The following is a 23,173-nucleotide window of genomic DNA, read 5'->3' as shown; positions in this document are numbered from 1 at the left end:
TCCGTAAGCGCACGAACCTGGACGAGCAGCGCGCTACGGTAGCGCTGTGTCGCAGCACAAGCCGCTCAATCTGCCGTTCGATCCCATCGACCGAGCCGCGGAGACCTGGCGCGTTCACTTCGGCCCCTCTTCTGCCATGGCCGCCGTCACGTCGATCATGAGAGCGCATCAGATCCTGCTGTCGCAACTTGACTCGCTCCTGAAGCCCTACGACTTGACCTTCGCCAGATACGAGGCGTTGGTGCTGTTGACCTTCAGCCGCACGGGGGCGCTGCCGCTTTGGAAAATCGGGGAGCGGCTGATGGTGCACCCGACCAGCGTCACGAACACCGTTGACAGGCTGGAGAGATCCGGCCTGGTCCGGCGCATGCCCAATCCCCGGGACGGGCGTGGCGTGCTCGCTGAGATCACCGAAGCGGGTCGTGACGTCGTACGGCGCGCGACCGCCGATCTGATGGCGGCGGACTTCGGCCTGTCCATGTACGACGAGGACGCGTTGCGGGGCATGTTCGACCAGTTGCGCACGCTGCGGGTGGCGGCGGGTGACTTCTCAGGTTCCGCCATGCGGCAAGATGAGGAGCATGGCGGACTTCTCTAGGCCCGGATCGCTCTACGGAGCCATTGATCTGGGCGCGCGCAAGCAGGCACTGGACGCGCAGGCCCGACGGGAGGCCACGGGTCCACAGGCGGCGGCGTCGGCCGCGGTCGTCGACGTGACCGAGGAGACGTTCTCGACCGACGTCATCGATCGCTCGATGACCCTGCCCGTCATCCTCGACCTCTACTCGCCCCGGGCTCCCGGCAGCGCCCAGCTCAGCCCCGTGCTGGAGAAGGTGGTCGGCGGGATGGGCGGCCGGGCGGTGCTCGCCAAGATCAACGTCGACGCCAGCCCGCAGATCGCGCAGGCGCTGCGGGTGCAGGCGGTGCCGACCGTGCTGGCCATCTTCCAGGGGCAGGCCGTCACCGGCTTCCAGCAGGTGCTGCCCGAGCAGGAGGTGAGCCGCTGGCTCGACGAGCTGATGGGCGCGGTCGAGCAGTTCTACCAGGCCAACCCCGACGCCAGACCCCCGGCCGCCGGTCAGGAGGAGGCGGAGGGGCCGCAGGAGCCGCCGGCCGACCCCGACCTGGTGGCGGCCGAGCAGGCCATCGAGCAGGGCGACCTCGACGCGGCCGCGGCGGCCTACGAGCGGCTGCTGGCCCGCGCGCCGGGCAATGAGGACGCCAAGATGGGCCTGGCCGGCGTCAGCCTGATCAGGCGGACGGCCGACGCCGACCCCGCCGACGTCCAGCGGCGTCTGCAGGACCCCGCCGACCTCGACGCGCAGCTCCTGGCGGCCGACCTGGAGATGCTGTCCGGCTCGGTGGACGAGGCCTTCGACCGGATCATCGCGGTGGTCAAGCGCACCTCGGGCGACGATCGCGACAAGGCCAGGCGCCACCTGCTGGGGCTGTTCGAGGCTCTTCCCAACGAGGACCCATCTCTGTCCAGAGCGCGTAGAGCTTTGTCGAGCGCACTGTTCTAACCTGGAGGTATGCGGGTCGTCACGATCTCCGCGACGTACGGCACGGCCGGCGGCCACATCGGCCCGGCCGTGGCGGAGAGCCTGGGCGTGCCCTTCGTCGACCGCGCCATCGCCAGTGCCGTCGCCCAGGAGCTGGGCTGCACCCTTGAGGAGGCGCTGGTCCATGACGACCGGGCCGAGCACGGCCTCGGCAGGCTGCTGTCCAGCGCGATGCGGCTGCCGACCGTCACCTTCGGCGGGGTCGACATGTACGTTCCCGGCGCGCTGCCGCACGCGCCGGAGGAGTTCGTCCGCCACACCGAGCGGATCCTGACGGAGACCGCCCGCTCCCAGGGAGGCGTCTTCCTGGGCAGGGGCGGGGCGGTCGTGCTCGCCGACCATCCCGGCGCCCTGCACGTCAGGCTGGACGCCCCGGTGGCGCGCCGGATCAGGCAGACGGCCACGCTCAGCGGGCTGACCGAGCGCGAGGCGCGCAAGGTCATCGAGGACAACGACCGGGCGCGCACCGCCTACGTCCGCCATTTCTACCGGCGGGATCCGGCCGACATCTCGCTCTATCACCTGGTGCTCGACAGTACGGCCATCCCCGTGACGACCTGCGTCGATCTGATCGCGTCCGCCGCTGAGGCGCTGGGATGACCAGAAGACCCCTACCATGGGAGGACTTCTTGGTCAGGCGCGAAGGAGCGATTGACGTGGCGACCGTCCCCAGTGTGTCGTACTCCATTACCGTGCGGCTTGAGGTGCCGGCAGGCGGCAAAGCCGTCAGCCAGCTCACTCACGCCGTAGAGTCGGCCGGCGGGGTGGTCACCGCTCTCGACGTCACCAACGCCGGCCACGAGAAGCTCCGCATCGACGTGACGTGCGCGGCCCGTGACACCGATCACGCCCAGGCCATCGTGGACCAGCTCGAGGCCGTCGAGGGCGTCGTCATCCACAAGGTCTCCGACCGCACGTTCCTCATGCACCTCGGCGGCAAGATCGAGATGAAGTCGAAGGTGCCGCTGCGCAACCGCGACGACCTCTCCATGGCCTACACGCCGGGCGTCGCGCGGGTGTCGATGGCGATCGCCCGCAACAAGGAGGACGCCCGCCGGCTGACCATCAAGCGCAACAGCGTGGCCGTGGTCACCGACGGCTCGGCCGTGCTCGGGCTGGGCAACATCGGCCCGGAGGCCGCGCTGCCGGTCATGGAGGGCAAGGCGGCGCTGTTCAAACGGTTCGCCGGCATCGACGCCTGGCCGATCTGCCTCGACACGCAGGACGTGGACGAGATCGTGCGCACGGTGCAGATCATCGCGCCCGGCTTCGGCGGCATCAACCTGGAGGACATCGGCGCGCCGCGCTGCTTCGAGGTGGAGCGGCGGCTGCGCGAGCTGCTCGACATCCCGGTCTTCCACGACGACCAGCACGGCACGGCCATCTGCGTGGTCGCGGCGATGACCAACGCGCTGCGCGTGGTCGACAAGAAGATCGAGGACGTCAAGATCACCATGGCGGGCGCGGGTGCGGCGGGCAACGCCGTGCTGCGGCTGCTGCTGGCGGCCGGCGCCCGCAACGTGGTGGTCTGCGACTACCTCGGCGCCGTCCACCGGGAGCGCGACGACCTCGACGAGTCGCTGCGGTGGATCGCCGAGCACACCAACGCCGAGGGCTACTCCGGAGACCTGCGCGGCGCGGTCAAGGGCGCCGACGTGTTCGTGGGCGTCTCGGCGCCCGGCATCCTGACCGGTGACGACATCGCCGCCATGGCCCCGGGCGCGGTCGTCTTCGCGCTGGCCAACCCGGAGCCCGAGGTCTCGCCCGACGACGCCCGCGAGTACGCCGCGGTGGTCGCCACCGGCCGCTCCGACTACCCCAACCAGATCAACAACGTGCTGGCGTTCCCCGGGGTGTTCCGAGGTCTGCTGGACGCCCAGGCCAACGTCGTCACCTCGGAGATGCTCCTGGCCGCGGCCGGCGCGCTCGCCGCCGTCGTCACGCCGGAGGAGCTGGGCCCCAACTACATCATTCCCAGCGTCTTCCACCCCGACGTGGCCTCCGCGGTCGCGGCGGCGGTGCGCGAGTCGGCCGGCGGCCGCGCCCGCGGCTTCACCGAGGCGTAGTCCCGGCGCCACCGCCCGGCCCGATCGGGCGGTGGTCGTCCCGGGTCCGAGCCCGGATGAGGACCCCCGTGAGGGCGAGGGCCGCGTTGACCAGGACGGCCACGATCACGCCCTGGAGGACGGTGCCCATGGCGGCGGTCACCACAGCGCTCATGATCGGGATGCCCAGGGTGATGCCCACCTGCTGGGTCATCGTGGCCAGGCCGGTGGCCAGGCCCTGCTCGGAGTCGGGCAGGCCGGAGGTGGCCGTGATCATGAAGGCGACGATCGCCACCATGTTGCCCACCCCGCCGACGAAGGTGGCCACCAGCAGCAGCCAGATCCAGCCGGATCCGGCGCCGAGCAGGGCCAGGGACGCGGTGGCGGCGGCCTGCACGGCGAAGGCGACGGTCATGGCCCTGCCGGTGCCGGTCCTGGCCAGCACGCGCGGGGCGATGACGCCGCCGAGCACGGTGCCGATCCCGAGCACGCCGAACGACAGGCCGGTGGCCAGCGCCGAGTAGCCGAGGACCTTCTGCAGGTAGAGCGTCAGGAGAAAGACCAGCGAGGTCTCGGTGGCGAACGCGATCAGGCCCGCGAGGTTGCCCCACTTGACGGTGGGCCTGGCCAGGATGGTCACCGGCACCAGCGGCGAGGTGGCCCGCCGCTCGACGAACCAGAACGCGACCAGCAGCACCGCGCCGGCGGCCAGGGCGCCGAGCGCGACCGGGTCGGCGAACCCGTGCTCCCCGGCCCGGGTGAGCCCGAAGACGAGGGCGAGCAGGCCGCCGGTCACCGTCACGGCTCCGGGCAGGTCCATCTTCGGCCGCTGCGCGGGCCGGCTCTCGGTCAGGACCAGGGGCGCCGCGACGAGCACGGCCAGGGCCACGGGCACGTTGACGAAGAAGGCCCAGCGCCAGCTCAGCAGCTCGGTCAGCAGGCCGCCGAGGATCGCGCCGGAGGTGAAGCCGGCCGACATCAGCGCGCCGTTCAGCCCGAGGGCCCTGGCCCGCAGCGGCCCTTCCGGGAACGAGGTGGTCAGCAGCGACAGGCCGGCGGGCGTGACGATGGCCGTGGCCAGCCCCTGGGCGACGCGGGCGACGAGCAGCATGGTGGGTGAGGTGGCGAGGCCGCCGGCCAGCGAGGACAGGCCGAGCAGGGCCATCCCGGCGAGGAACAGCCGGCGCCGCCCGAACAGGTCGGCGATCCGCCCGAACAGCAGCGTGAACCCGGCGGCGGCCAGCGCGAACGTGGTGGCCACCCATTGCAGGTCGGCCAGCTCGAAGCCCAGGCCCGAGCCGATCACCGGCAGCGCGACGTTCAGGATGGAGAAGTCGACGGCGAGCATGAACTGCGAGCCGAGCAGCAGCAGGAGAATCAGTCGTTGGCGGGCGCTCATCCGAGCCGTTTGATCACTGAGTACGGTCACACCGTCCCCCTAATGGGCAATTCGTTCCGTTAAGATGGCGGTGACGTTAGCACGTAAGGAGAATTAATGGAACAAGAGTCCCGTTTGGCTGGGACGGTCCGCCCCGGTGGTCGTACGGCGAAAGTGCGCGCGGCCGTGCTCCAGGCGACCCAGGACGAGCTGGTCGAGCGTGGGTTCGACGGCCTCAGCATGGACCAGGTGGCCGCTCGGGCAGGGGTGGGGAAGACCACCGTCTACCGCCGCTGGGGCACCACCGCCCGGCTGGTCACCGACCTCATGACCGACCTGGCCGAGCAGTCCTCCCCGCCGCCGGACACCGGCGGCATCGACGGCGACCTGCGGGCCAACGCGCTCAGTGTCCTGAGCGCCATCACCGACCCGCGTCTCGGCGCCACCTTCCAGGCGGTCATAGCGGCGGCGACCTGCGACGAGGAGGCGGCCACCGCCCTGCGGGCCTTCTACACCCGCCGGGTCGCCGAATGGGCCAGGGCCGTGGACGCGGCGGTGGACCGGGGGGAGCTGCCCGAGGGCACGGACGGGCCGGAGCTGATCCGGGCCGTCTCGGCGCCCCTGTACTACCGGCTGGTGGTCACCAGGGAGCCGGTGGACGAGGTCGTCGCCGAGCGGGCGGCCTCCCGGGCGCTGGCCGCCGCCAGGGCCGGCGCCTTCGTCAGTGGCGCGGCCGGCTGAGCCGGACCAGATGGTCGTCGAGCGACGGGCGGCCTGAGCGCGGCCACAGAGAGCCGTACCACCACACGATGCCGCCGGTGAGGACCAGGCCGCCCGCGGTGGCGAGCTTGGCCATCAGGTCGACGGGAGGCCCGGTGAAGGGCAGGCGGTCGTGGTGGTGGCCCCAGGGACAGTCGTTGCGCACCCGGGTGGAGTCGATCAGGGTGTCGGCGCGGGGCGGATCGACGGAGTACGCCTCGATCTCGACGCTGCTGCCGGACCGGACCTTGACGTGCCTGGTGATGGCCTTGCGGGCGGGGATCGAGCCTGTCGCCACTGAGGAGGAGTCGGCGCGCAGGTCGAAACGGGCGAGCTGGCGGGTCTGGTTGCGCAGGGTGACGCGTACGGTGCTGGAGCGGCAGGAGACCTTGTAGGTCGTCATCGTGAACGGGTCGCCGGAGCCGGAGTCGGGCCAGGCCCAGGCGGCGGCCGGCAGAAGGAGGGTCATGCTCAGCGGCACGGCGGCCAGGGCGAGACGGGCTCCGATGCGCATGGCTCCTCCCGAGCGTGCCGATGTGACGATCTTTGATATCTACAGTGCCCATATGACTACAGAAAGTAACATCGGCCGTCTGGGGGAGCGGGAAGTCCGGTTGACCCTTCATGATGGAGGTATGGCGGAGGCGATCTACGTCGGCGGGTTGTTGGTGGCGACGCCGCTTCTCGACGATCCCAACTTCCGGCGTAGCGTCGTCCTGATCCTTGAGCATGATCTAGGCGGCGGCACGCTCGGCGTGGTACTCAATCGGCCGAGCGAGATCTCGGTGACCCAGGTCCTGCCGGTGTGGGATCCGCTGGTGACCGGGCCCCCGGTGCTCTTCGAGGGCGGGCCCGTACAGACCGACAGCGCGCTGGCGCTGGCCGCGGTGCCCAGCGGCGAGGAGCCGCTGGGCTGGCGCAGGCTGCACTCGGGCACGCCCGCAGTGTCCCGGCTGGGCACGGTCGATCTGGACGCGCCGCCGGAGATCCTCCAGGGGGAGATCGCGCAGATGCGCATCTTCGCCGGCTACGCGGGCTGGACGGCGGGGCAGTTGGAGAGCGAGATCGCCGAGGGGGCGTGGTACATCGTCGACTCGGAGGTGGGTGACACTTTTCACACCGATCCCGGGGCTCTGTGGCGCCACGTGCTGCGGCGGCAGCCGGGGGAGCTGGCGTTCGTGGCGACCTGCCCGGACGATCCCACGATGAACTAGGCGTCCCAGCCGGGCCGGAGCGAGCGCTCCACGAGCTGGAGGGTCTCCTCGATGCGGCGTACCATCTCCTGGAGTCCTTCCTGGTGGGCCGGGCATTCGAAGCCGACCCGCATGGCCGCCATGGCGAACGTCACGATCAGGTGGGAGAGCGGATCGGTGACGGGGTCCACGCCCCTGAGCGCGGCGATCGCCCCGATCAGGCGGCGCTCGGTCTCGATGGAGCGGCCGATCGCGTGGTCGGCCAGCTGGGGATTGGCCTCCATGAGCCGTCTCAGCTTGAGGAACCTTTCGGTGTCCGCGGGCGTTGCGCCCTTCATGTCCCGCAACAGGGCGCGCACGGCGCGGGTCATGGACGCGAAGGGGGGCTCGTCCGGAGCGCCGGCGGCCAGCGCCTCCAGCATCGTCTCCTCGCCCTGGTCGTGGTACCAGTGGACGAGGTGGTCCTTGCTGGTGAAGTAGCGGAAGAACGTCCTCGGCGAGACGTCGACGGCCCCCACTATCTGATCCACCGTGGTCGAGTCGTACCCTTGTTCGAGGAACAGATCGAGCGCGGCGTCCAGCAGTGCGAGCCGCGTTTTCTCCTTCTTGAGCTCCCTTAGCCCCACGCGCGTCACTCCTTCGAAACCTTTCTGTCACATTGTGCCAGATGTCGGCGAGTGCCTAATGAAATCCATTTGTCATGTGGCATGAGCTGTCATAGATTACCCCGAGACTTATGGGCGTATGCCCCGGTATGGGGCGAGATGTACTAGGGGGACTTCATGGCTCAAGCGACGGTCGACGCACCGTCGTCGCCGGAGAAGGCGGGGACCGGCGGCAATCCATGGTTGGTGCTGCTGGCGGTCAGCCTTGGCGTGATCATGGTGATGCTCGACGGCACCGTGGTCGGCATCGCCAATCCGGTGATTCAGACCGACCTGGGCGCATCCTTGGCGGACCTGCAGTGGGTGACCAGCGGCTACCTGCTGGCGCTGGCGGTCTTCCTGATCACAGCGGGCAAACTGGGTGACCTCTTCGGCCACAAGCGGATCTTCCTCATCGGTGTCGGCGGCTTCGCGCTCGTCTCGGTCGGCATCGGCTTCAGTCAGGAACTGGCCGAGATCGTCCCCGGCCTGTCGCCGGTCGGCGCGCTGATCGGCCTGCGCGTGCTCCAGGGCCTGTTCGGCGCCCTGCTGCAGCCCGCGGCGCTGGCCCTGCTGCGCGGGGCGTTCCCGGGCGAGAAGCTCAACCAGGCGATGGGGGCGTGGGGCGCCATCATCGGCCTGTCCAGCGCGGCCGGCCCGATCGTGGGCGGCGTGCTGGTGGAGAACGTGAGCTGGGAGTCGGTCTTCTTCATCAACGCGCCGGTGGGGATCATCGCCCTGCTCCTGGGCATCTTCCTCATCAAGGAGAGCTCGGTCAAGGCGCTGGCCAAGATCGACTGGGGCGGCGTGGTGCTGCTGTCCGGCGCGATGTTCGCGCTGGTCTGGACCATCATCAAGGCGCCCGAGTGGGGCTGGGGCGACTCCACGACGCTGGGCTTCATGGCCGCGTTCGTGGTGCTGATCGCGGGCTTCATCTTCTGGCAGAACAGGGCGAAGCAGCCGCTGGTGCCGCTGTCGCTGTTCACCAACGCCTCCATCTCCATCGGCACCGTGCTGATGATGATGGTCGCCTTCGCGATGTTCGGCGCGATGTTCTTCCTGGGCTTCTTCTTCCAGGGCGTGCACGGCCTGACCCCGCTGGAGGCCGGTCTGCGCATGCTGCCGATGAGCGCCGGCATGATCGTGGCCTCGCCGCTGGCCGGTTTCGCGATCGGCAAGCTCGGGCCGAAGATCACCATGACCGCGGGCCTGGTGGTGACCGCGCTGGCGATGTTCCTGATGTCCCAGCTCAGCATGGACGCCACGTTCGTGGAGAGCGCGATCCCGTTCGTGGTGCTGGCCTTCGGCCTGTCGCCGGTCTTCGTGGGCGCCACGGAGATCATCGTCGGCAACGCCCCGCTGGAGCTCAGCGGCGTCGCCGGCGGCCTCCAGCAGTCCGCCATGCAGGTCGGCGGCGCGCTCGGCACCGCGATCCTGGGCGCCGTCATGGCCGCCCAGATCTCCACCTCGCTGCCCGAGCACCTCGGTGCGGTGGCCCAGACGATCCCGCCGGAGCAGCTGGCCGGGCTGGAGAAGGCGGCCGCGTTCGGCGGGCTGCCGCCGGGCCTGCCCGGAGAGTTCGCCCAGGTGGTCGGCCCCGCCGTGAACAACGCGTTCATGGACGGCATGCACCTGGCCTTCCTGGTGAGCACCGGTGTCGCGCTGCTGACGGCGGTCCTGGCCATGTTCGTCAAGAGCGGGCGCAAGGTCGAGGACGCTCCGCTGCACGTCGGTTGATCTTTTCGGCTCTTTTCGGCTCGGCAACGGCTCTCGCTTCCGGCGGGAGCCGTTGTGCTGTCCGTGAACGGGACCGGTCGGCGGCAGGCATAGACTCGGTGAGGTGAGCACGAAGATCCTCCCAGAGCAGGAGACCCGTCCGCAGACGTCGCACGGCGACGGCGACCACGAACGGTTCGCCCACTACGCGGACAAGCACAAGATCACCGAGTCGATGGTGTCGGGCACCCCGATCCGCGCTCTGTGCGGCAAGATCTGGGTTCCGAGCCGGGACCCCAAGAAGTATCCCGTGTGCCCGGAGTGCAAGGAGATCTATGAGGGCCTGCCGGTCGGTGGCGGCGGCAAGGGCGACGACAACAAGCAGTGAGTGTTGCTGACATGTGACCGCCCTCGGTAGGGCTACGGTCTGTATCCAGACCAGCTCAGACCGTAACAGGGGGTTGCATGACCCGGCGCGCGACCGCCGTCTTCTTCGCATGCGTGCTCGCGGCCGGGATCGGCGTGCCGATCCGGCCGGTCGCCGCGGCCACCGGCTGCACCGGTGCGCCGCTCGCCGGCACAGCAGGTGGCCGGCCGCGCTCTCCTGAGCCCCGTTCTCCTGAGCCGCGGTCGCCCGCGCCCGGTGATGTCGCCACGGTCGGCGCCGAGCTCGCCCGGCGGCTGCGCGGGGTTACGCCGCCTGCCCGGCTCAGGGTGCCGACCTGGGTGCACGTCATCACCGACGGCACCTCCAGGGCGCCGGACAGCGCCGTCAAGGCTCAGCTCGCCACGCTCAACGCCGCCTACGGCGGCAGGCTCGGCGGCGTCGACACCGGCGTGCGGTTCCGGCTCGCCGGCATCACCGTCACGCGCGACGCCCGCTGGTTCACCGATCCCATCACCCACGAGCGCGCCATGAAGAGCGCGCTGCGCAGGGGCGGCCCGGAGACGCTCAACCTCTACCTCGCCCAGCCCGGCGAGCTGGTGCTGGGCTTCGCCGCCTACCCCTACTGGTACGACGACGAGCCGGCGCTCGACGGCGTGGTCGTCGACTGGCGCGGCCTGCCCAGCGGCTCACAGCCCGGCTACGACCGCGGCTTCACCGGCGTGCACGAGATCGGCCACTGGCTCGGCCTGTTCCACACCTTCGAGAACGGCTGCAGAGAGCCCGGCGACGGCATCTCCGACACCCCACCCCAGGTCAGGCCGACCAACGGCTGCCCCGGCGCCCAGGACAGCTGCCCGCAGCCCGGCCAGGACGCGGTGCACAACTTCATGGACTACGCACAGGACCGGTGCATGCGCGAGTTCACGCCAGGTCAGGCCGAGCGGATGCGCCAGATGTGGGCGGCCTACCGGATGAGGGGCCCGACTAAGATATCCAGGTGACAGTACCAAAGGCCCTAGACGCTCCCCACGAATCCCCTCGCATCTTCGGTCATCCCTACCGCACCGCCACCATCGGCATCCTGCTCGTAGTCACCCTGGTCGCCTTCGAGGGCATGTCGGTCGGCGTGGTCATGCCGACCGTCTCCATCGATCTCAACGCCCTCAACCTGTACGGCGTGAGCTTCTCCGCCTTCCTCATCGCCAGCCTGTTCGCCAACGTGGTGGCGGGACTGTGGGCGGATCGCCGGGGCTACGCGCTGCCGTTCCTGGCGGGGCTGGTGCTGTTCGTGATCGGCATGGGCCTGGCAGGCGCGGCGCACAACCCAGAGCTGTTCCTGGTCGCGCGGGCCGTGCAGGGGCTGGGCGCCGGGCCCACCATTGTCGCGCTCTATGTCATGATCGCCCGGGTCTACCCCGTCGACGTGCGGCCCCGGATCTTCGCCGCGCTGTCGGCCGCCTGGGTGGTGCCCGCCATGGTCGGCCCCGCCGTCGCCGGATTCGTCTCCGACAACTGGGGCTGGCGCTGGGTCTTCTTCGGCATCGTCCCGCTCGTGGTGCCCGCCTTGATCATGCTCGTCCCCTCGCTGAAGCGGCGCGCCACCGACGAGGAGGCGACGCCTTCGCAGGGTCGTCGCTCCCGTCCCCTGGCCATGACCGTGGCCGCCAGCGCGACCGCCGCCGGAGCCGGCGTGCTGCTGTACGGGGTGGACATCCTGCAGGCCCAGCCGCTGCTCGGCCTGCTCGGCTGCGCGGTGGGCCTGGCCACGCTCCTGTACGGCCTGGTCAGGCTGCTGCCCGTCGGCGCGCTCCGGTTCGGGCGTGGGCTGCCGACCGCGGTGATGATGCGCGGCCTGTTCTCCGCCTCCTTCTTCGGCGTCAACGCCTTCATCCCGCTCGCCCTGCAGCAGGTCAAGTCCTTCGACACCACGTTCGCGGGCATCGCGCTGACCACCGGAGCGCTCGGCTGGTCGGCAGGCTCCTACCTGCAGAGCAGGCGCGCGGCGCAGCCGCACGCGCGGATCAGGACGGGCGCGGCCTGCGTCACGGTGGGCATCGTGCTGTCGGTCCTCGCGGTCGCGCCGGGCGTCACCGGCTGGGTCGCCGTGCCCGCCTGGATCATCGCCGGGTTCGGCATGGGGCTCGGCATGACCACGGTGAACATCACCACCCTGCACCTGTCCCCGGTCAACGAGCAGGGCGCCAACAGCGCCTCCCTGTCGGTCACCGACATGCTCGGCTCCGCGCTGACCCTCGGCATCAGCGGGGCACTGGTCAACGTGATCGGGCACAGCGCCATCCAGATCGCCTGGGGATTCGTGGTGATCTGTGCGCTGATGGCGGTCATCGCCCTTGCGGCCACCCTCCTGTCCTTCCGGGTGGCCCCCGCCGCCTCATAGCCGCCAATCCTCCTCTCCCGTCACAACGATCGCCGAACGCCTGATCCGCGCGGCGCGCGGTGATAGGACAGCGGGACGAGGAGGTGCCATGGACGGGGATCAACGCGCCTGGCCGCCCAGGAGCCGCCGCGCCGAGGAACCGGAGGATCTCTACTGGGACACCGAGGAAGAGGAGCCGCCGTGGAATCCGCGCGCCGACCGGGCAGCCCGCCGGGAGCTGGAGCCCGAGGACCGTCCCGGGCCCTCGTGGGAGTCACTGCCGCCGTCGGCCCGCCTGTACGGCGCGCCGGCCGATCCGGGCTTCCGTCCGGTACGGCGCGGCGCATGGCGACGGCGGGCCGGCACGGTGCTCGTCAGGGTGCTCGCCCTGGCGCTGGCCGCGGCGCTGGTGACCGGGCTGGTCGTGGCGGCGGTGCGGCTGGCCACGCCGGAACCGCAGCCGGGGGAGCTGTCCGACTCCCTGGCCGGGGTGCGGCTGACGCTGCCGCCCGGCTGGCAGGAGGGCCGGGTTCCCCCTGTGACGGGATTCACCTCCGTCGCCAGGGACGGCGGCGGCTCGCTCGTGATGGCCAGGCCGATGTACGGATCGGTGCCCGACCTCGCCAAGGCGGCCAAGGAGGCGGCCACGCGCTACTCACGGCTCCTGCTCAAGGGGGACCAGGTCAGCGTGGTCGAGGACGAACCGGTCGCCCAGGGCCACACCAGGGCGCTGCGGGCGTCGTACGACGACATCGTGAACAGACCCGCCTACCTGCGCGTGACGATTCTCACCCGGAACGGCAGGACGGCGCTGCTCGTCGGCCTGCTCCAGCCGGAGCAGGCCGCGAGCAGGCAGGCGCTCGACGCGGTGCTGTCGAGCGTGCGATAAGCCGCGTCCCGCCCATAGCACGCAGGGGCCAGGTTGGCCAGAATCCCCGATGCACGGCACGTCTTGTCGGTCGGCCCGATTACTCTTGGGTCACTGTGAGAGAGCGAAGCACACCAACCCCAGAGGTGATGCGGTGAGCACCTTCGCCGCATCCCACCTGTCGCCTTCCTATCCCGACCGAGCCGCGTGGGGCACCGCCCAGAAGTTGCGCGCGTGGCAGCAGGAGGCGCTGGAGCTCTATTTCAGGCGTGAGCCGCGTGACTTCCTCACCGTGGCGACGCCGGGCGCGGGCAAGACCACCTACGCCCTGCGCATCGCCAGCGAGCTGCTCGCCAAGGGGGTGATCAAGGCGATCACCGTCGTCACGCCCACCGAGCACCTCAAGCGCCAGTGGGCCGACGCCGCGGCCAGGGTCGGCATCAGCATCGACCCCGAGTTCAAGAACAGCCAGGGCACCACCAGCCGCGACTACCTCGGCGTCGCGGTGACCTACGCCCAGGTCGCCATGCACCCCGCCCTGCACAGGGCGCGCACCGAGGCGCGCAAGACACTGGTGATCTTCGACGAGATCCACCACGCGGGCGACGCCCGGTCCTGGGGCGACGGCGTGAGCGAGGCGTTCGAGCCCGCGGCCCGCCGGCTGCAGCTCACCGGCACCCCGTTCCGGTCCGACGACAACCCGATCCCCTTCGTCAGCTACGAAGAGGACGCCGAAGGCTTCAAGCGCAGCGTCTCTGACTACTCCTACGGCTACGGCCCCGCCCTCGACGACGGCGTGGTCAGGCCCGTCATATTCCTGGCCTACTCCGGCGAGATGAAGTGGCGCACCCGCGCCGGCGACGAGCTCGCCGCCACGCTCGGCACCCCGCTCACCAAGGACCAGCTCTCCCAGGCCTGGCGCGCCGCGCTCGACCCCAAGGGCGACTGGATCCGCCAGGTCATGACGGCCGCCGACCGCCGCCTGACAGAGGTTCGGCGCGGCGTCCCCGACGCGGGCGGCCTGGTCATCGCCACCGACCACGAGACCGCCCGCGCCTACGCCCGCCACCTGCGCGCCATCAGCGGCGAGGGCGCCACGGTGGTGCTCTCCGACGACCCCGGCGCGTCCAAGAAGATCAAGGGGTTCGCCGCGTCGGGAGACCGCTGGCTGGTGGCGGTCCGCATGGTCTCCGAAGGCGTCGACATCCCGCGTCTGTGCGTGGGCGTCTACGCCACCTCGACCTCGACCCCGCTGTTCTTCGCCCAGGCGGTGGGCCGTTTCGTGCGGGCCCGCAAGCGCGGCGAGATGGCCTCGATCTTCCTGCCGTCGGTGCCCACGCTGATGGGCCTGGCCAACGAGATGGAGGTCGAGCGCGACCACGTCCTCAACCGCAAGCCGCCCGAGGACGGCCTGGACGACAGCCTCCTGGAGGACGCCAACCGCAAGAAGGACAACCCCGACGTCCTGGGCGACGAGCTGCCGTTCGAGACCATGCAGACGTCGGCCACGTTCGACCGGGTGCTGTTCGACGGCGGCGAGTTCGGCACCGGCGCCGAGATCGGCTCTGCCGAGGAGGAGGACTTCCTCGGCCTGCCCGGCCTGCTGGAGCCGGACCAGGTGGCCACTCTGCTGCGCAAGCGCCAGTCCGACCAGCAGGCGGCCAAGCGCAAGGAGCCGGTCGAGGCGCCCGCCAAGCTGGCCCCGCACGAGCAGATCGCCGAGCTGAGGCGCGAGCTCAACGGCCTGGTCGGCGCCTGGAACCACCGCACCGGCCAGCCGCACGGCGTCATCCACTCGGAGCTGCGCCGCGCCTGCGGCGGCCCGCCGATCGCCCAGGCGACGGCCGAGCAGATCCAGGAGCGCATCGCCGCCATCCGCCGCTGGGCCACCCAGCGCCGCTGACGCGCCGCCGGACCCGCAGCCTCGCTGCGGGTCCTTTCGGGTCGGCCGCATAGGGGCTCGTGACTCTCCGTAACCCTATGCGTTTGGCGACAGAGTCGTGGCCTTCCGTTAGAAACCGGCCGGAAACGGCAACACTTCTCTAGGCCGCCTTGGGATATGCAGAAGGACGTTACCCATGTCGTCTGGGGCCACCGGAAAGTCGACGCTCAACGTCTCTTCTGGTCTCTCCCGAAACGCCGTCATCGTCCGCCTGGACGGGGAGATAGACGCCTACGCGGTGTCGCCGCTGCGGGAGCACCTCGACCGCGTCTGGGAGCTCCCCGCCCGGCCCTTCCTGATCCTGGACCTGCACGGGGTCGGCTTCTGCGACTCCATCGGGCTGAACGAACTGGTGGACATCATGCACCGGTGCGAGGCGCGGGGGACGCGGTTGCTGCTCGGGGGTGTGCAGGAGGTCATGGCGCGGGTGCTCTACATCACCGGCCTGCGCAACGCCTTCGAGGTCTTCGACACCTTCGACGAGGCGCTCCGGCGCGCGCACTCCTGACGTGAGTCGAAGAATTCTCACGCCCAGGGTGCGGAAGTGTTACTCGCTGTGGGGCCAAGTCCTTCCCCGGGCGTGACTCCACATGACCACACTGTTGCCAGGCTCATACTCTCCGTGACGGGCCGCGACGCATGGGGGTCGCGTTAACGTAGAAAGGTGCCTGAGGTGAGTCTGTACCTACCGGAAGACATCCAGCATCGGGTTGCTGAGGCGGCGCGGGCGCACGGGGTGTCCGAGGCCGACTACATGCGTGAGGCGATCACGCGAGCGCTCAGCGAGGAGTTCGTGGGAGAGCGTCCTCGCCCACGACTGCCGCTGTTCGACAGTGGTGACCCCTCGTTGGCGCGGGACATCGACGAGGTCCTGGCCGAGGGATTCGGACGGGACGGGCTCGACTGATGCTCGTCCTCGACACCAGCGGCGCCTACGCCGCCATCGACCGGTCCGCCGAGGAGCACCAAGCGGCGCGGCGCGTGCTCGAGAACGAGCGAGGTCCGATCCTCCTCTCGCCGTTCGTGCTCGCCGAACTCGACTACATGCTGCTGACGCGGATCGGCCTGCGGGCCGAGCTGTCCTACCTCCAGGAGGTGGCGGACGGCGTCTACGACCTGATGCCCATGACGCGGCATGAGATCGTCGAGGCGGTCGACATCGTCGCCCGTTACGCCGACATGGAGGTGGGAGTGGCGTACGCTTCCGTCGCCGTGCTGGCAGCTCGGCACAGGACGACGCGGGTGCTGACGTTGGATCAGCGGCACTTCCGGGTGATGAAGCCGCTCTGGGGCGACGCCTTCACGCTGTTGCCGGCTGACGCCGCCTAGCGGACGATGGGGGCGCCCTGGAGGGTGGCGCCCGCCTCGTCGAGCTCGGCGAGGGCCGCCTGGGTGGTCTGCCTGGCGACCCCCGCCGTGAGGTCGAGGAGCACCCGGACGGCCAGGGCGTGCTTGACGGCGTCCAGGGCGGTGGCCCGGACGCAGTGGTCCGTGGCGATGCCGACCACGTCCACCTCGTGGACGCCGTGCCGCTCCAGCCATTCGCCGAGCGGCACGCCGTCGCCCGAGGTGCCCTCGAAGCCGCTGTAGGCCGCCTCGTGGGCGCCCTTGCTGAAGACCTCTTCCACCCCGGCCACGTCGAAGGCCGGGTGGAAGTCGGCGCCGGGGGTGCCCGCCACGCAGTGGGGCGGCCAGGACCGGTAGAAGTCGGGGGTGTCGGAGAAGTGGGGGCCGGGGTCGACGTGATAGTCGCGGGTGGCCACGACATGGTCGTAGCCGTGCTCGGCCACGTGGCGGGTGATCGCCGCCGCCACCTCCGAGCCGCCTGCCACGGGCAGGCTGCCGCCCTCACAGAAGTCGTTCTGCACGTCCACGATGATGAGCGCACTACCCATACGGATCACGATACGTCAGGCGAACTCCGTGGGGATCGCCGCATACCCTCTGGCGAGGTGGCGTGCGTCCTTCGGGAGCTGGGCGATGGCCTCGGCGTGCCTGGCGCGGGCGTCGGACAGGGGCTCGCGGCCGATGACCTCGCCGTCGCGGACGAGTTGGTGCAGCAGCCGGACGCCGCCCTTGGGGGTCAGGCCGGAGGTGCTGACCAACTCCGTCTGGAAGTGCCCGCTCTCGTCCAGCAGGCGGTAGGCCCTCTTGCGGCCCCCGCGCGAGGGTTTGCCGACCGAGCGTTTGGCCACGGGCTCCAGCTTGCCGCTGGGCGTCTCGCGGGCCACGAGCTTGTAGACGAGCGCGGCCGTGGGGACTCCGGACCCGGTCACCAGTGCCGTGCCGACGCCGTAGCCGTCGACGGGGGCGGCGGCGAGCGCGGCGATGGCGTACTCGTCCAGGTCGGAGGTGACCAGGATGCGGGTGTTGAAGGCGCCGAGCGAGTCGAGTTGCTCGCGGACCTCCTGGGCCGCGACGCCCAGGTCGCCGGAGTCGATGCGGACCGCGCCGAGCTCCGAGCCGGCCAGGTCCACGGCGGTGCGGACCGCCTGGGGCACGTCGTAGGTGTCGACCAGCAGCGTGGTGCCGGCTCCTAGGGCGTCGATCTGGGCTTGGAACGCCTGCCGCTCGGTGTCGTGCAGGAGGGTGAACGCGTGCGCGGCCGTGCCGGCGGTGGGGATTCCGTACATCCGCCCGGCCATGAGGTTGGAGGTGGAGGCGAAGCCGGCGATGTAGGCGGCGCGGGCGGCGGCCACCGCGGCGTGCTCGTGCGTGCGGCGCGAGCCCATCTCGATGATCGGCCGCTGGCCGGCCGCGTTGACCATCCTGGAGGCAGCGGAGGCTATCGCGCAGTCATGATTGAGAATGGAAAGGGTCACGGTCTCGAGGAGTACGGCCTCCGCGAACGTGCCCTCCACGACCATGATGGGGGAGGCGGGGAAGTAGAGGTCGCCCTCCCGGTAGCCGTAGATGTTCCCGGAGAACCTGTAGTCGGCGAGGAAGGCCAGGGTGGGCTCGTCGACCACGTGGTTGTCGCGCAGAAAGGCGATGTCCTCGTCACTGAACCGGAAGTTCTCCAGCTCGTCCAGGACGCGTCCGGTCCCGGCCACGACGCCGTAGCGGCGTCCGGCGGGCAGATGCCTGGCGAAGACCTCGAAAACCGCCCTTCTGTCCGCCGCGCCACTGCGCAGGGCCGCCTCAAGCATTGTCAGCTCATAGTGATCTGTGAGCAACGCAGAGCTCATCGTCATTGTCACGACTCGAAGACTACGGCCGAGGTAGGGCAGGATGGGGGATGTGGGTAGCACCGCTCCAATGACCGTCGAGCGTCCTTCAACGGACGTCCGGCCCGATCTGCCGTGGGTGACGATCGTCTGGAACGACCCGGTCAACCTCATGTCCTATGTCACGTACGTCTTCCAGACGGTCTTCGGTTACACCAGGGAGAAGGCCGAGAAGCTGATGATGGACGTCCATCACAAGGGCAAGGCCGTCGTCTCCAGCGGCACGCGCGAGGAGATGGAGCGCGACGTGCAGATCCTGCACTCCTACGGCCTGTGGGCGACGGTTCAGCCGGATTCGGTCAAGTGAGGCGGCGGTCGTGAGTTCGGGGTTCTCAGCGGGCCGGCGGGGTGCCGTCGTCGCGAGGTTCGAGGCGGCCGAGGTCTCGATCCTGCGCTCGCTCGTCGCCATGGTCCTGGGCCTGGTGGAGCCGGGCCTGACGAGCGACGATCCGCTGGAGAAGGCGCTCGGCATCGGCGGCGGGCAGGCGCCGTCGGATCCGGTGCTGGTCCGCCTGTTCCCGTCGGCCTACGAGGACGCGCAGGAGGCCTCGGAGTTCCGCCGCTACACCGAGGCGACGCTGCGGGACGGCAAGCGGGCCGACGCGCAGACCGTGCTCGACACCGCCCAGCCCGGCCGCGTCGACCTGACGCCCGAGCAGGCGCAGGCGTGGCTGCGCTCGCTCAACGACGTGCGGCTGACCCTCGGCGTCAAGCTGGACGTGACCGAGGAGATCCACGAGGAGATCGAGAACATGGGGGAGGAAGATCCCCGTTATGCGGCTCTCGTCACCTATGACTGGCTGACCTACCTCCAGGACAGCCTGGTCCGAGCCCTCTGGTAACTTCCGCAGCATGCTGACGATCTCACAGGAACTCGCCGACAAGATCGTTTCCCATGCCCGGGCCGACCACCCCGATGAGGCGTGTGGCGTCATCGCGGGGCGCGAGGGCGTGCCGGAGCGGTTCATTCCCATGGAGAACGCCGAGCGTTCACCCACGTTCTACCGCTTCGACTCGATGGAGCAGTTTCGTGTCTGGCGGGAGATGGACGATCGGGACGAGGAGCCGGTGGTGATCTACCATTCGCACACCGCCACCGAGGCCTACCCGTCGCGCACCGACGTCTCCTACGCGTCGGAGCCGAACGCCCACTATGTCCTGGTCTCCACGCGGGAGGAGGACAAGGTGGAGCTCCGCTCCTACCGGATCGTGGACGGTGAGATTTCTGAGGAAGAGGTAAGGTTCATCCCATGATGGTCAGGCATGTGCAGAGTTTTCTCTTCGCACACACTCCGGCTGTCGTCGTCTACGACTGTCGCTGAGCTGGAATTCCGCAGCCAGCCCTCGGCGTTGCATGCCGATGGGACGACGAACTGACCAAGGAGACTGACAGCGATGGCCATCGAGGTTCGCATTCCGACCATCCTGCGTAACTACACCGACGGCGCCAAGGCAGTCGACGCCGAGGGCGCCACCCTCGACGAGCTGATCGCCAACCTGGAGTCCCGCCACCCCGGCATCAAGGACCGCCTGGTCGACCAGGGCGCCCTGCGCCGTTTCGTGAACGTCTACCTCAACGACGAGGACGTACGGTTCCTCGGCGGCCTCGGCACCCCGGTGTCCGACGGCGACACGGTGACGGTCCTCCCCGCTGTCGCCGGCGGATGACATGCGGTTCGAATCACTGACCGACTCCGTCGGGGGCACGCCCCTGGTGGGCCTGCCGCGCCTGTCGCCCTCGGCGGACGTGCGGATCTGGGCCAAGCTGGAGGACCGCAACCCGACGGGCTCCATCAAGGACCGGCCGGCGCTCTGGATGGTGCAGGAGGCCGAGAAGAACGGGTTGCTCACCCCGGGCTGCACGATCCTGGAGCCCACCAGCGGCAACACCGGCATCTCGCTGGCCATGGCCGCCAAGCTCAAGGGCTACAAGCTGATCTGCGTCATGCCGGAGAACACCTCCGAGGAGCGCCGCCAGCTCCTGCGCATGTACGGCGCGGAGATCATTTCCTCGCCCGCGGCGGGCGGCTCCAACGAGGCGGTCCGGGTGGCCAAGGGCCTGGCCGCGGAGCACCCCGACTGGGTGATGCTCTACCAGTACGGCAACCCGGCCAACTGGCGTTCCCACTATGAGACGACGGGTCCGGAGATCCTGGCGGATTTGCCCACCGTGACCCACTTCGTGGCAGGGCTGGGCACCACCGGGACCCTCATGGGCGTCGGCCGTTTCCTGCGCGAGCGGGTGCCGGACGTGCGGATCGTGGCCGCCGAGCCACGCTACGGCGAGCTGGTCTACGGCCTGCGCAACGTCGACGAGGGCTTCATCCCCGAGCTGTACGACGAGTCGGTGCTGACCACGCGCTTCTCGGTGGGCTCGGCCGACGCCCTGCGCCGGACCAGGGAGCTGCTGAGCTCGGAGGGCATCTTCGCGGGTGTCTCCACCGGCGCCGCCCTGCACGCCGCCCTGGGCGTGGCCCGCAAGGCCGTGCAGGCGGGAGAGCGGGCCGACATCGCGTTCGTGGTGGCCGACGGCGGCTGGAAGTATCTGTCCACCGGTGCCTACGAGGGCACCCTGGACGAGGCGGAGCAGCGCCTGGAGGGGCAGCTCTGGGCCTGACCCGGAAAGCCTGACCTGACATGTGAGAAGGGCGGCCGGCGAGATGCCGGCCGCCCTTCGCGTTGTCACTGGTCGAACAGTTTTGTCACTAGTTGAACAGCGTTGTCACTAGTTGAACAGGACCCGCAGCGAGAACGTGGCCTCGGTGTCCGTCTGCGTGCCGCTCAGGCCGACGGCCCGAAGGACCTGGACGTTGGCCTTCGCGTCGCCCTGCATGTCCGCCAGGTAGAGCTTCTCGACCTTGTCCAGGTCCACGAACAGGCCGTAGGTGGCCGCGTCCGCGTCCGGGATGGCGATCTGGAAGGTCTCGTTGTCGCCGAGGGCACCGTCCTCGGCGAGCTTCTTGGCGTACTCGTCCGTGGTGGCCACGGTGAAGACGCCGTCCCCGGCGACCTTGGCGATCTGGGGCGCCTGCTGGCCGTTGGCCGTCGCGGCCTTGAGGACCTTGTCGAGCACGGCCTGAGCCTTGGCCGGGTCCGTGGCGATCCGGACGCCGCCCTTCAGCTGGTTGGTGTCGAGCCCCTCACTGTCGAGCGCGATGGTGAAGTTCTTGCCCAGGACGGTCGCCAGGTCATCGGGGAGCTGGAGGCCGAACTGGGTCTTGGCCTGCTCGACGAACTGCTTGAACTGGGCGCCGCTGGGCGTCGCGGCGGCCTGCTTCTCGATCTCGGCCCACTGGGTCGTGATGAGCTGGTCCAGGCCCGACATCGAGAACGCGCCCGCGGTGGAGGCGGGCAGCGCGGCCAGGGAGGAGCCGGGCAGCTCAGCGCCCTTGGTGAGGTTCTGGCCGCCCCGGACCACCCCGGCCAGCTCGGCGTAGCCGCTGTCGAACCGGAGCGCGCCCGCGAACCGGGCCGTCTTGATCTGGTCGAACATCTTGGTCTGCTCCGCCGTCAGCTCACTCTTGGCGAGCTCGCCCAGCTTGCCGAGGTGCGTCCAGAAGGACAGCACGCCCTGCTCGCCCATGGCGGCCAGGTCGTCGCTGAACTCGGCGTTGTCGGCCAGGCTGCCTTCCTCGGCCGCGTACTGGTCGGCGAGCTGCTGGCTGGTGGAGATCAGGGCGTAGTCCTCGCGGAACGCCAGCCCGTACTTCTCCCCGTCCATCATCTTGCTGATGCCGGCCTTGGCGGCCTCCTCGTCCTTGACCTGGATTGCCAGGGCGAAGTCCGGCTGCTCGCCGCCGGAGGGCAGCACGCTGAGGCCCACCCGGCTGCCGAGCCACGGGTCGACGTCCTTGAGGAAATCGAGCTTGGCGAGGTCGTCGCCGCCGTCCTTCTTCATGGCGTCGAACAGCGCCTGGCGCGGGTCCTCGCCCTGGAAGCTGTCCTTGGTGACAGTGAACTTCTGGGCGATCTGGAACAGCGCCAGCTTCTGGTTGGCGGCCGGGTCCAGGTCGAGGCGGACGTAGGCGATGGAGGCGGCGGGCAGTACCTCGTGCGGCTGCGTGCCGCCGCCGCTGAGCGCGCCGACCGCCCACACCGCGCCGCCGCCGAGCAGCACCACGGCCAGCGCGGAGGCGATGGCGATGATCCAGCCCTTGCGGCTCTTGGCGGGCGGCTCACCGCCCGTGCCGAGCAGTTCGGGGCCGTTGTTCTGCCAGCCGCCGCCCTGGTCCGGATGGCCGTACTGGCCGCCGTAGGCCTGCTGCTGACCGTACTGCTGGTTGTAGGCGGGCTGCTGTCCTTGCGGCTGCTGGCCGTAACCCGGCTGCTGCCCCTGCGGCGGCTGCTGGCCGTACTGGGGCTGCTGCCCGTACTGCGGCTGCTGGCCATAGGACGCCTGCTGCCCCGGCGCCGGTGGCTGGCCGTACTGCGGCTGCTGGCCGTACGGCTGCTGCGGTGGGTACGGCTGGCCGTGCGGCGTGGGCGGCGTCGGCGGGTTCTCGGGCTGCTGCTCCTGGTTCCACCGGTACGCCGTGGTCCGGTCAGGATCTTGGCCCCGTGGGGGATTGTTCGCAGACATCACTCAACTCACAGTGTGGACTTATGACCACAGAGAAGCTATCTGATGTTGCTAGAAGGGCGCTTGCAATGTACTGAAGTGAGGCCTATGCCCGGTTGAGCTCCTGGCGGAGGCTGCTGAGGTGCACCTCGCCGTCGCTGTACTCCCGCACGCTGGTCCACGGCACGAACGTGCATCCGGCGTAGATCAGGCGCCCTACCATCCGGGAGAGCCACGAGGGGCGGCCGTCGCGGTCGTGGGTGAGGCCGAGCAGCAGTGGCCCGCGCCGGGCCGACACCAGCAGGCCGTAGACCGTGGCGGCCTGTTGCGGCTCGCCCCTGTGCTTGATCACGCGGATGTCGACCACGTGACCGATCCACACCCCGTTGGCGTCCCAGACGGACTGTCCGATGAGTTCGGTGACACTCGCCATGCTCGAACTTTCTCAGCCTTGTCACGTTTTCGCAGGTAGGCGCGCTGATGGGTGGATGCCGTAGAGTATGGGGCGCTAGAACA

27 protein-coding genes are annotated in these 23,173 nt (G+C 69.8%); 20 read left to right on the top strand and 7 right to left on the bottom strand.

The genetic code is table 11. From position 1 onward, the window contains the following. Window positions 1-46: 46 nt before the first annotated feature. From ACTMTF_RS13090 to ACTMTF_RS13075, 4 genes are read left to right on the top strand one after another with little or no spacing between them, the layout of a single operon-like run. Window positions 47-598, top strand: a complete 552-nt coding sequence (locus ACTMTF_RS13090; protein ID WP_397010242.1) for a MarR family winged helix-turn-helix transcriptional regulator — start codon at window positions 47-49, stop codon at window positions 596-598. Next, window positions 582-1,523, top strand: coding sequence for a co-chaperone YbbN (locus ACTMTF_RS13085; protein ID WP_441110834.1), 942 nt, complete (start codon window positions 582-584; stop codon window positions 1,521-1,523). The genes ACTMTF_RS13090 and ACTMTF_RS13085 overlap by 17 nt, the downstream gene beginning before the upstream one ends. A 9-nt stretch (window positions 1,524-1,532) precedes the next feature. Beyond that, window positions 1,533-2,162: an AAA family ATPase gene (locus ACTMTF_RS13080; RefSeq protein ID WP_441110833.1), complete on the top strand. Its 630-nt coding sequence runs from the start codon at window positions 1,533-1,535 to the stop codon at window positions 2,160-2,162. Between the two features lie 56 nt (window positions 2,163-2,218). Then, a complete protein-coding gene (locus ACTMTF_RS13075; protein ID WP_397010236.1) occupies window positions 2,219-3,628 on the top strand; it encodes an NAD-dependent malic enzyme in 1,410 nt (469 codons plus the stop codon). Here ACTMTF_RS13075 and ACTMTF_RS13070 read toward each other — a convergent pair. After that, entirely contained in the window at window positions 3,615-5,006 is a 1,392-nt protein-coding gene (locus tag ACTMTF_RS13070) for an MFS transporter (RefSeq protein WP_441110832.1), read from the bottom strand. The two genes, ACTMTF_RS13075 and ACTMTF_RS13070, sit on opposite strands and share 14 nt — an antisense overlap. Before the next feature lie 96 nt (window positions 5,007-5,102). Between ACTMTF_RS13070 and ACTMTF_RS13065 the strand changes: the two genes are divergently transcribed. Then, on the top strand, window positions 5,103-5,726 hold the full coding sequence (locus ACTMTF_RS13065) for a TetR/AcrR family transcriptional regulator (protein WP_441110831.1): 624 nt from the start codon (window positions 5,103-5,105) through the stop codon (window positions 5,724-5,726). Here ACTMTF_RS13065 and ACTMTF_RS13060 read toward each other — a convergent pair. Continuing rightward, window positions 5,707-6,258, bottom strand: a complete 552-nt coding sequence (locus ACTMTF_RS13060; RefSeq protein WP_441110830.1) for a hypothetical protein — start codon at window positions 6,256-6,258, stop codon at window positions 5,707-5,709. The two genes, ACTMTF_RS13065 and ACTMTF_RS13060, sit on opposite strands and share 20 nt — an antisense overlap. Before the next feature lie 121 nt (window positions 6,259-6,379). Here ACTMTF_RS13060 and ACTMTF_RS13055 point away from each other — a divergent pair, with 121 nt between their 5' ends. Then, entirely contained in the window at window positions 6,380-6,958 is a 579-nt protein-coding gene (locus ACTMTF_RS13055) for a YqgE/AlgH family protein (protein WP_441110829.1), read from the top strand. Here ACTMTF_RS13055 and ACTMTF_RS13050 read toward each other — a convergent pair. Continuing rightward, the gene (locus tag ACTMTF_RS13050; protein ID WP_441110828.1) at window positions 6,955-7,563 is read right to left on the bottom strand and encodes a TetR family transcriptional regulator; all 609 of its coding nucleotides are present in this window, start codon (window positions 7,561-7,563) and stop codon (window positions 6,955-6,957) included. The two genes, ACTMTF_RS13055 and ACTMTF_RS13050, sit on opposite strands and share 4 nt — an antisense overlap. 156 nt (window positions 7,564-7,719) lie before the next feature. On the opposite strand from ACTMTF_RS13050, the gene ACTMTF_RS13045 reads away from it, so the two are divergent. The 9 genes from ACTMTF_RS13045 to ACTMTF_RS13005 all read left to right on the top strand — a co-directional run bounded on the left by ACTMTF_RS13045 (window position 7,720) and on the right by ACTMTF_RS13005 (window position 16,201). Next, on the top strand, window positions 7,720-9,318 hold the full coding sequence (locus ACTMTF_RS13045; RefSeq protein ID WP_441110827.1) for a DHA2 family efflux MFS transporter permease subunit: 1,599 nt from the start codon (window positions 7,720-7,722) through the stop codon (window positions 9,316-9,318). Window positions 9,319-9,421: 103 nt separating this feature from the next. Continuing rightward, on the top strand, window positions 9,422-9,685 hold the full coding sequence (locus ACTMTF_RS13040; RefSeq protein WP_397010222.1) for a DUF3039 domain-containing protein: 264 nt from the start codon (window positions 9,422-9,424) through the stop codon (window positions 9,683-9,685). Between the two features lie 77 nt (window positions 9,686-9,762). Beyond that, window positions 9,763-10,686: a zinc metalloprotease gene (locus tag ACTMTF_RS13035; RefSeq protein ID WP_441110826.1), complete on the top strand. Its 924-nt coding sequence runs from the start codon at window positions 9,763-9,765 to the stop codon at window positions 10,684-10,686. Continuing rightward, entirely contained in the window at window positions 10,683-12,083 is a 1,401-nt protein-coding gene (locus tag ACTMTF_RS13030; protein WP_441110825.1) for an MFS transporter, read from the top strand. Before ACTMTF_RS13035 ends, ACTMTF_RS13030 begins: the two co-directional genes overlap by 4 nt. An 88-nt stretch (window positions 12,084-12,171) precedes the next feature. Further along, window positions 12,172-12,951, top strand: coding sequence for a hypothetical protein (locus ACTMTF_RS13025; protein WP_441110824.1), 780 nt, complete (start codon window positions 12,172-12,174; stop codon window positions 12,949-12,951). A 133-nt stretch (window positions 12,952-13,084) separates the two neighbouring features. Next, the gene (locus tag ACTMTF_RS13020) at window positions 13,085-14,833 is read left to right on the top strand and encodes a DEAD/DEAH box helicase (RefSeq protein WP_441110823.1); all 1,749 of its coding nucleotides are present in this window, start codon (window positions 13,085-13,087) and stop codon (window positions 14,831-14,833) included. 175 nt (window positions 14,834-15,008) lie between these two features. Then, window positions 15,009-15,380, top strand: coding sequence for an anti-sigma factor antagonist (locus tag ACTMTF_RS13015; protein WP_441110822.1), 372 nt, complete (start codon window positions 15,009-15,011; stop codon window positions 15,378-15,380). A gap of 165 nt (window positions 15,381-15,545) precedes the next feature. Next, a complete protein-coding gene (locus ACTMTF_RS13010) occupies window positions 15,546-15,779 on the top strand; it encodes a CopG family transcriptional regulator (RefSeq protein WP_441110821.1) in 234 nt (77 codons plus the stop codon). Continuing rightward, window positions 15,779-16,201, top strand: coding sequence for a PIN domain-containing protein (locus ACTMTF_RS13005; RefSeq protein ID WP_441110820.1), 423 nt, complete (start codon window positions 15,779-15,781; stop codon window positions 16,199-16,201). Before ACTMTF_RS13010 ends, ACTMTF_RS13005 begins: the two co-directional genes overlap by 1 nt. Here the strand turns inward: ACTMTF_RS13005 and ACTMTF_RS13000 are convergent. Further along, window positions 16,198-16,767, bottom strand: a complete 570-nt coding sequence (locus ACTMTF_RS13000) for an isochorismatase family protein (RefSeq protein ID WP_397010208.1) — start codon at window positions 16,765-16,767, stop codon at window positions 16,198-16,200. The genes ACTMTF_RS13005 and ACTMTF_RS13000 overlap by 4 nt on opposite strands. A gap of 15 nt (window positions 16,768-16,782) precedes the next feature. Continuing rightward, window positions 16,783-18,066 carry a nicotinate phosphoribosyltransferase gene (locus ACTMTF_RS12995; protein WP_441110819.1) on the bottom strand — a complete coding sequence of 428 codons (1,284 nt, stop codon included), beginning with the start codon at window positions 18,064-18,066 and terminating at the stop codon, window positions 16,783-16,785. A 64-nt stretch (window positions 18,067-18,130) separates the two neighbouring features. Between ACTMTF_RS12995 and clpS the strand changes: the two genes are divergently transcribed. The 5 genes from clpS (at window position 18,131) to ACTMTF_RS12970 (ending at window position 20,716) form a co-directional block, all read left to right on the top strand. Beyond that, the gene (clpS, locus tag ACTMTF_RS12990; RefSeq protein WP_397010204.1) at window positions 18,131-18,406 is read left to right on the top strand and encodes an ATP-dependent Clp protease adapter ClpS; all 276 of its coding nucleotides are present in this window, start codon (window positions 18,131-18,133) and stop codon (window positions 18,404-18,406) included. 10 nt (window positions 18,407-18,416) lie between these two features. Beyond that, complete coding sequence (locus ACTMTF_RS12985) at window positions 18,417-18,941, top strand: DUF2017 domain-containing protein (protein WP_441110818.1); 525 nt, start codon at window positions 18,417-18,419, stop codon at window positions 18,939-18,941. A 10-nt stretch (window positions 18,942-18,951) separates the two neighbouring features. Continuing rightward, on the top strand, window positions 18,952-19,353 hold the full coding sequence (locus ACTMTF_RS12980) for a Mov34/MPN/PAD-1 family protein (protein WP_441110817.1): 402 nt from the start codon (window positions 18,952-18,954) through the stop codon (window positions 19,351-19,353). Window positions 19,354-19,494: 141 nt separating this feature from the next. Continuing rightward, complete coding sequence (locus tag ACTMTF_RS12975) at window positions 19,495-19,767, top strand: MoaD/ThiS family protein (RefSeq protein WP_189138395.1); 273 nt, start codon at window positions 19,495-19,497, stop codon at window positions 19,765-19,767. 1 nt (window position 19,768) lies between these two features. Beyond that, the gene (locus tag ACTMTF_RS12970) at window positions 19,769-20,716 is read left to right on the top strand and encodes a PLP-dependent cysteine synthase family protein (RefSeq protein WP_441110816.1); all 948 of its coding nucleotides are present in this window, start codon (window positions 19,769-19,771) and stop codon (window positions 20,714-20,716) included. 108 nt (window positions 20,717-20,824) lie between these two features. Here the strand turns inward: ACTMTF_RS12970 and ACTMTF_RS12965 are convergent, their stop codons facing one another. Further along, on the bottom strand, window positions 20,825-22,678 hold the full coding sequence (locus ACTMTF_RS12965) for a DUF3352 domain-containing protein (RefSeq protein WP_441110815.1): 1,854 nt from the start codon (window positions 22,676-22,678) through the stop codon (window positions 20,825-20,827). Between the two features lie 85 nt (window positions 22,679-22,763). Further along, complete coding sequence (locus ACTMTF_RS12960) at window positions 22,764-23,090, bottom strand: hypothetical protein (protein WP_441110814.1); 327 nt, start codon at window positions 23,088-23,090, stop codon at window positions 22,764-22,766. Window positions 23,091-23,173 lie beyond the last annotated feature (83 nt).

It is taken from the genome of Nonomuraea sp. ZG12 (assembly GCF_052068115.1).
Classification (GTDB): domain Bacteria; phylum Actinomycetota; class Actinomycetes; order Streptosporangiales; family Streptosporangiaceae; genus Nonomuraea.
This window is presented reverse-complemented; position numbering and strand designations above follow the sequence as displayed.